Source organism: Nostoc sp. (genome assembly GCF_036917575.1).
Lineage (GTDB): Bacteria > Cyanobacteriota > Cyanobacteriia > Cyanobacteriales > Nostocaceae > Nostoc.
The window spans coordinates 1-7,406 of sequence record NZ_JBALDC010000095.1 but is presented as its reverse complement, the minus strand read 5'-3'; the positions used below and the strand labels follow the sequence as shown (position 1 = coordinate 7,406).

At 42.6% G+C, this 7,406-nt stretch carries 3 protein-coding genes; 1 reads left to right on the top strand and 2 read right to left on the bottom strand.

The window, feature by feature from the left end; all coding sequences use genetic code 11:
* Positions 1 to 458: 458 nt before the first annotated feature.
* Complete coding sequence (locus V7K79_RS27350; protein WP_335052295.1) at positions 459 to 2,441, top strand: PP2C family protein-serine/threonine phosphatase; 1,983 nt, start codon at positions 459 to 461, stop codon at positions 2,439 to 2,441.
* Between the two features lie 475 nt (positions 2,442 to 2,916).
* On the opposite strand, the gene V7K79_RS27345 is transcribed toward V7K79_RS27350, so the two are convergent.
* Positions 2,917 to 6,222 carry an EAL domain-containing protein gene (locus V7K79_RS27345; RefSeq protein WP_335052293.1) on the bottom strand — a complete coding sequence of 1,102 codons (3,306 nt, stop codon included), beginning with the start codon at positions 6,220 to 6,222 and terminating at the stop codon, positions 2,917 to 2,919.
* A 349-nt stretch (positions 6,223 to 6,571) separates the two neighbouring features.
* Positions 6,572 to 7,201: a dTMP kinase gene (tmk, locus tag V7K79_RS27340; protein WP_335052297.1), complete on the bottom strand. Its 630-nt coding sequence runs from the start codon at positions 7,199 to 7,201 to the stop codon at positions 6,572 to 6,574.
* Positions 7,202 to 7,406: the final 205 nt, after the last annotated feature.

Here is a 7,406-nt window from a genome sequence, read left to right as displayed (position 1 = left end):
TTTTAATGACAGTAATCTGCTGTCAGACTGGCTTAGTTATGTACGGACTGATTACCGCGATTCACTAAGCAACGAATCGCACTCTACGATTAGATACAGCCAGACGTAAGTTATTTACAGAAAACAAAATTGAGTATTTCTACCAATAACTTTGCTAATTTTCAGTAACAAAGTGTAACTAGCAGTACACAAGTTCAGGTACACAGGTTTAGTTTATTCTAGCCTTCAATTCATTGCCAGCTAAAGTTAATCGAAGTTCATTTATTATAAAAAAGAATTCAGAACTCAGGATTCAGGAGTCAGTATAAATTCTGTAGACCTTTGATGAATATTGGTTTAAAACCTTGCCCCTTGTAGGCAAAATAAGTATTAGATATTACCATTCTCAAATTCTATCCCTTTTTAGGTAGAGTATTCTGAATTCTGACTCCTGAATTCTGACTTCCGACTCCTATTTTATGATTTCTACTCAACTGATAATTTTTTGTATAAATCCACGCTGTAATAGCCCGATTAATCCGATGGGAGATAGTGTTTGTGCTAGTTGCCAAACTCCTTTAGTTCACCGCTATCTGTGGGCGACTGGCTCATTGTCTGCTCAAATTTCACCAGGCACAAAGGTAGCAGATAGGTATGAAGTAATTAAACAACAAATTTGGCTGGATACTCAACCAGGACTACCGCCAGACGTACCTGAAGAACTGCCAAAGGAAGTAATTCCTTATTTACAGTTATATCAAGAGCAGTTGCATTTGCCACAAGCTTATGGGTTTGCTAGTAATCTTCAGGAAGATACAACTGATATCCTTTTATTGGAAAATGCGCCGATAGATAAGACAGGAAATATCTATCCAACTATTGTTGAGACATGGCAGGAAGCCACGGCAGTCCGACAAGTTTATTGGTTGTGGCAAATTCTCCAACTTTGGACACCTCTAGCAGAATTGGGATTTAGCCGCAGTTTACTAGTAGCAGACAACTTGAGAGTCGAAGGTTGGTGTGTGCGACTGTTGGAACTCTACCAAACACCAGATAATGAGAAGCTGAGTTTACAAAATCTGGGCGAGTGTTGGCAGTTTTGGGTAGTTTCTGCAAAGGCATCAGTAGCCAAAGGGTTACAAAACATTGTCCAGCAGATGTGTGAAACTGAAACTGAGTTAGAGACGATTAATATTCAACTCAATAATTTACTACTAGCAGCTGCGGCAGAATTGCCGTTAGTCTTAAAGGCGGCAGGTTCTACAGATATTGGCCCAATGATGGCACAAAATGAAGATGCTTGCTATCCCAATAGTTTGAGTGATTTGGATGAACCTTTATTGCGTTGCTTGTCGATTGTTTGCGATGGTATTGGCGGACACGAAGGCGGTGAGGTTGCAAGTCAGTTGGCAGTACAGTCTGTAAAGTTGCAAATTCGGGCTTTACTAACTGAGGTGACAGAACAAACTGTACTTTTTCCACCTGAGTTGTTGCAGGAACAATTAGAAGCAAGCTTACGGGTGGTAAATAATCTAATTTGTGCCCGCAATGATGAACAAAAACGCCAGGGCAGAGAACGCATGGCTACAACTATTGTCATGGCGTTGCAAGTTCCACAACGAGTCCAGACAAGTACTGGGTGGCAATCAAATAATACCCATGAGCTTTATTTGGCTAATGTTGGTGATAGCCGTGCCTATTGGATTACTCGCAATTCTTGCCAGCTATTGACAGTAGATGATGATGTGGCAACGCGAGAAGTACGCCTTGCTAAAAGCTTGTATCGAAAAGCACTCTTTAGACCAGATGCTAGTGCTTTAACTCAAGCATTGGGGACAAGAGATTCAGAATCTTTGCGTCTCAAGGTTCAGCGATTTATTCTAGAAGAAGATGGCATCTTGCTACTGTGTTCTGATGGTTTAAGCGATCGCAACTGGGTGGAACAATCTTGGCAAGATTATGCAATACCCGTGTTAACAGGGCAACTGACAGTTGAAGATGCTGTCTGCAACTGGATTAACTTGGCAAACGAAAAAAATGGGCACGATAATACATCGGTTGTTCTCACTTATTGCCGTGTCTCTCCAGAATATTTAGTACCTGTGACTCCGGCGTTGCCAGAAGAGATTATAGAAGCAGAAATACAGGAAGAAGAATTAGAGGAACTTGAAGAACTAGAAGAACCAACTTCTTTTACAGAAAGTTCGCAAATTTTACTAGATTTGGATCTAGATTTGGCTCTTCCAGAAGATCCACCTCTCAGCCCAGAAATTCCACCAACTTTAATTACAAAACCGAAGCGGGGTAAACGTTTGGTAATGCTGGGGGGAGTGTTGGCGTTGCTTGTAGGGGGTACAAGTCTGGGATTATTTGCTTGGTGGCAAATTAATCCTCAAGGATTCCAGCAGATGTGTCGGCAACTTCCTCAAAAAATGCAGTCAGTTTGTCCGACTGAAACATAGATTATACAGAAATATTCTAATGTTGATGAGAAATATTCCAGCATTGATAAGGAATATTGTAATGTTGATGAGAAATATTACAATGTTCCTTATAAATATTCTCATGTTGATGAGAAATATTCCAGCATTGATAAGGAATATTGTGATGTTGATAAGAAATATTATAATGTTCCTTATGGAAGTTGTAATGTTGATGAGGAACATTGCAATCTTAATCAGAACTACTTGTATATTCAGAGTGATAGAAAAGAAAGTGGCGATCGCTATTAAGTCAATATACAGCAGTTTTCTTTTGCATAAAGTACAAAGTTACGGGTTTTGAGGCAGGGGGGACAAGGGGACAAGGGGACAAAAGTTAGAACTTGCAACAATTCTTTCCCTTACCCTGCTCCCCCTGCCCCCTGCCCCCTGCCCCCTGCCCCCTGCCCCCTGCCCCCTGCCCCCTGCCCCCTGCCCCCTGCCCCCTGCCCCCTCCCTAGCCTAATGGGCAAGGTACTGCAATCCCATATCCCTGTGCGTAATCAATTCCTAATGCTGTAATTCGCTCTAAAATTGCGTCATTCTCTACAAATTCAGCAATCGTCTGAATACCCATCACACTGCTAATTCGCGTGATTGCCGTGACGATCGCATCATCTACAGGATTCTCGACAATGTTACGAATAAAGCTGCCGTCAATTTTGAGATAATCTACAGGCAGATACTTGAGATAGGCAAAAGATGACATCCCTACTCCAAAATCGTCTAATGCAAAGCGACAGCCCATCTGTTGAAGCGACTGAATAAACTGCCTAGCTTTTATGAGGTTGGCGATCGCTACAGTTTCGGTAATCTCAAAGCAAATGCGTTGGGGTGAGATGGGGTATAGGGTAAACTGCTCATACAAGAAGTCAATGAATTGATCGTCGTTGATGCTAGAGCCAGAGAGGTTAATCGCATAGATGCTTTGTTCATCGCCAGCAAGCGTTAGCCAATTTTTGAACAAAGTCCGAATTACCCAGCGATCAATCAGGTGCATCAAGTTGTAGCGTTCTGCTGCTGGAATAAATGCCATTGGCAACACTAAATTTCCCTGCTCATCTCGCAGCCGCAGCAGCACTTCATAATGGTCGCCGTTTTGATCGCTCGGAGTAATAGCGGCAATCTTTTGAGCATAAAGACAAAACCAATCGTTTTCCAAAGCTTTAGAAATGCGACTAACCCACTGCATCTGGCCACGCTGTTGCAGTCGCTCTTGATCGTCAGTCTCAGCAAGGTATACGCGGTTACGCCCCCGGTTCTTTGCGGTATAACAAGCTGCATCAGCCGTACTGATAATTTCTGTAAGGCTCTCGCTATTCACGTCGATACCAACCAAGCCAATACTTACTGCAATTGAGAATACCTGCTCTTGCCAAACAAACCGGAACTCTTGAACACACTCACGCAATTCATTAGCAACTCGTAAAGCTTGCTTGGGCAGACATTGATTGAGCAATATTCCAAATTCATCCCCCCCTAACCGTGCCAGTGTGTCAGTTTTCCGAATCTTCTCCTGCAATAAGACAGTAATTTGACGCAGTAATTCGTCTCCAGCTAGATGACCACAGGTATCATTGACAATTTTGAAGCGATCGAGATTCAAATAGCACAACGCATGAACCTGGTAGTCTAACTTAGCGAGGGTCAATGAATGTTCAACCCGCCGCTCAAACTCCTGGCGATTCACCAATCCGGTTAAGGCATCATGGGTTGCTTGCCAGGATAGCTGAAGCGCCAGTTGGCGATTCTGAGTCACATCATGAAACACCATAACCGCGCCGATAACTTGTCCTTCACGATTGCGAATCGGCGCAGCTGAATCTTGAATCACAATCTCTTGAGCATTTTGAGCAATTAAGACGGTATGGTTTGCTAAACTTACAATTTGATTTTCCTCTAATGCTTGCTCAATTGGGTTCTTAACTGGTTCCCGTGTCGTTTCATGCACAATTCTTAAGACTTCTATTAACGGCAAACCTTGTACTGATGCTTGACTACATCCAATCAGAGATTCTGCAACCGGATTGAGATATTGAATCTTGCCAAACACATCTGTGGTAATAACTGCGTCTCCAATCGATTGCAACGTCACCTGAGCTAATTCTTTTTCTTGAAAAAGTGTTTCTTCGATTTGCTTGAGAACTGTGATATCCCGTCCTACCGATTGAAATTCTATAAAGCATCCTTGCTCGTCAAACAGCATTCGGTTATGCCACTGAGTCCAACGCACCTCATCTTCCAGAACTACACGATTCTCAACGATGACTACAGGATTATCAGCATTCATTGAAGCTATTAATTGAGCAACTCGCTCCCGGTCTGCCTCAAAGATAATCGGTTGATAGCAGCTGCCGATCAGTTCCTCTGGCGATCGCCCAAAATAAACTGCAAAAGCTTGGTTGACAAAGGTGAGTGTACCGTCTGGTAAGTATCGGATAATGAGTTCAGTCTGATCTTCTACAATCGCCCGGTAGCGAATCTCGCTTTGTTTGAGAGCAATTTCTGCTTGTTTGCATTTGTTGAGTGCGGCTTGCCGTTCTGTAACATCTTGGGCAGTCCCATAGAGGCGAATTACTTTTCCATCGGTGTTGAATTCTGCATGTCCAATCTCCTCAATATAATTAGTAGACCCGTAAGTTTGAGATACACGCAGAATGAGTTTGTAGGATTCTCCAGTTGACATTGCCTGCTCAATTGCTTGGGCTAATTTTCCTGCATCTTCTGCCCAAAACAATTGCAGATTTTCTTGGTAGTTCGGCTCAAGCAGGGCGGGATCTCGATTAAAAAGGTCAAACAGCTGCTTTGACCAGGTAATTTTGCCAGTGGCAAGTTCAAACTCCCAATTACCGAGACGAGCAACTCGCTGAGATTCTTCTAATAAGGCTTCACTCTTGCGTAGTGTTTCTTCAGCACACTTGAGGTCAGTGATATCCACTACCAGCCCATCCCAAACCACACAACCATCCTGTAACTGGCGTGGTGTGGAACGAAAATGTAACCATTTCAGCCGAGCGCTGGGCGTCTGGATTCGCAGTTGTATATCAAACACTGATAGATACCGCTGAGATTCCTCGATTGCTGCCTGGAAAAGTGGTACATCCTCTGGGATAAACTGGCGATAAAGCAAACTTGAATCCTTCAGTGCATCTTCTACCCTGACTTCCATCAGTTTTTCAATCCCCGCACTGATATAAGAAAAGCGATCGCTACCATCAAATTCGCGGATTACTTTATAAATTGCTCCATTGGGCAGATTATCGCCAACTTGCCGCAACAGAACTTCCCCCTCTTGTAGTGCAAGTTCTGTTTGTTTGCATAAGCAAAGCTCGTTGTAGACATCGCTAATTTCCCCCTCAAGTTCTCGATTGCCTGCCTCTAGCTGTACAGAACTCTGGAGAGCAAGTGCTTTTGGTTTCAAAGGTATAAGTTCACAAGCTGTGTACAGTGAAACTATGGCTGTAATAGCTTTAAGGGAACCACTCAACCAATAAGTTGGATACCAAAGCGTCCAAATCTCCATTAATTGGGTAATGCCACAAATAACAATAAATGTTGTAAATAGTAGAAATATCGAGTTAAAGGGTAAATCTTGGCGCTTGCGGACAAAATAAAGTAGCGCGATCAAAATAAAATAATAAGCAAGGGCAATTAAACTGTCAGATACAATATGGAACACCACTAATTCCGGCTTCCAAAGATAGCGATCACCGTGGGGAATAAACTGTTTATAACCAAAAAGGCTTTTCCCAAAATCCAGCATCAGATTATTTCAATAACAAGTTGTTTGCTCTAAATCTTAGTTAGTTATACTACAAAAAAATATTCAGTATTAAATAGCTTGTTGCCATAAGCATCGCGGATACTCGATCATAATTGGCTTACCTCATAATGGCAAAAGTTCTATTCTCGCCAAGTATGCCACATAAAAATTGCTGTATTAGTTATTACTAAATGCCATAAGTAGGCAAAGGGATTTGCAAAAAATACCTACCCTTGAAAGAGGGGGACAAGGTGACAAGAGGTGAGAACTTGCAACAAGTCTTTCCCTTCACCTTGTCCCCAATTCTCAAGAGTCCCCCCTGCCTCCCCTGCTCCTTCAATCCCCACCTCTACAAATGCAGGTGTAGGCGTAAAATTCCTTGAATTACCTGCTGTACAGCTTCTTTACTCAAGCTGCCATCTACTTGAACAATTCGTGAGGGATGGGATGCTGCTAAATGTGCGTATCCTTGCTGAACGCGGCGATGAAAAGCGATTGTCTCTTGTTCAATGCGGTCTAGTCCTACTGAGTCTGAGAGTTTGCGGGCTAGTCCAATTTCGACATCGACATCTAGCCAAATAGTTAAATCGCTTTCTAAACCACCAGTAGCAATATTATTAAGCTGATTGATTAAACTCATGTTCAGACCGCGACCATATCCTTGGTAGGCAACGGTAGAGTCAGTGTAGCGATCGCATAAAATATATTTCCCGGCTGTGAGATTTGGTTTAAGTTCTTGTTCAACGTGTTGCGATCGGTCAGCAGCATACAACAAAAGTTCTGTCACTTCTGCAACTGGTTTATCTTCTGACTTTTCTAGTAGCAAACGGCGAAGATGTAAACCTAACTCTGTTCCCCCTGGTTCGCGAGTTACCACTACAGAAATACCTAAACTTTCCAACCACTCAGAACAAAGCTGCATTTGGCTGGTTTTGCCACAGCCTTCCACCCCTTCAAATACAATTAATTTCCCACCCATGCTTGTTTGTTCGCTGCTATAAACTGATTCGCTGACGTTTGATCCAGAATAGCGCGAAGTTAAAATCTTAAACTGACGTGAGTTCGACGGCAATACGGTTGATTCAGCATTATATCCCTCTTCTGTCACTTTCCGGTTATTCTAAATAAAAGGATTAGAAGAAAAAACTCTGCAAGGGAGGTAGGGCAATGGATGTAGAATTACA

Bases quoted from the DNA above. Each gene is read 5' to 3' on its own strand.
- V7K79_RS27350 (WP_335052295.1), top strand. From the start codon at position 459: ATGATTTCTACTCAACTGATAATTTTTTGTATAAATCCACGCTGTAAT.
- V7K79_RS27345 (WP_335052293.1), bottom strand. From the start codon at position 6,222: ATGCTGGATTTTGGGAAAAGCCTTTTTGGTTATAAACAGTTTATTCCC.
- tmk (WP_335052297.1), bottom strand. From the start codon at position 7,201: ATGGGTGGGAAATTAATTGTATTTGAAGGGGTGGAAGGCTGTGGCAAA.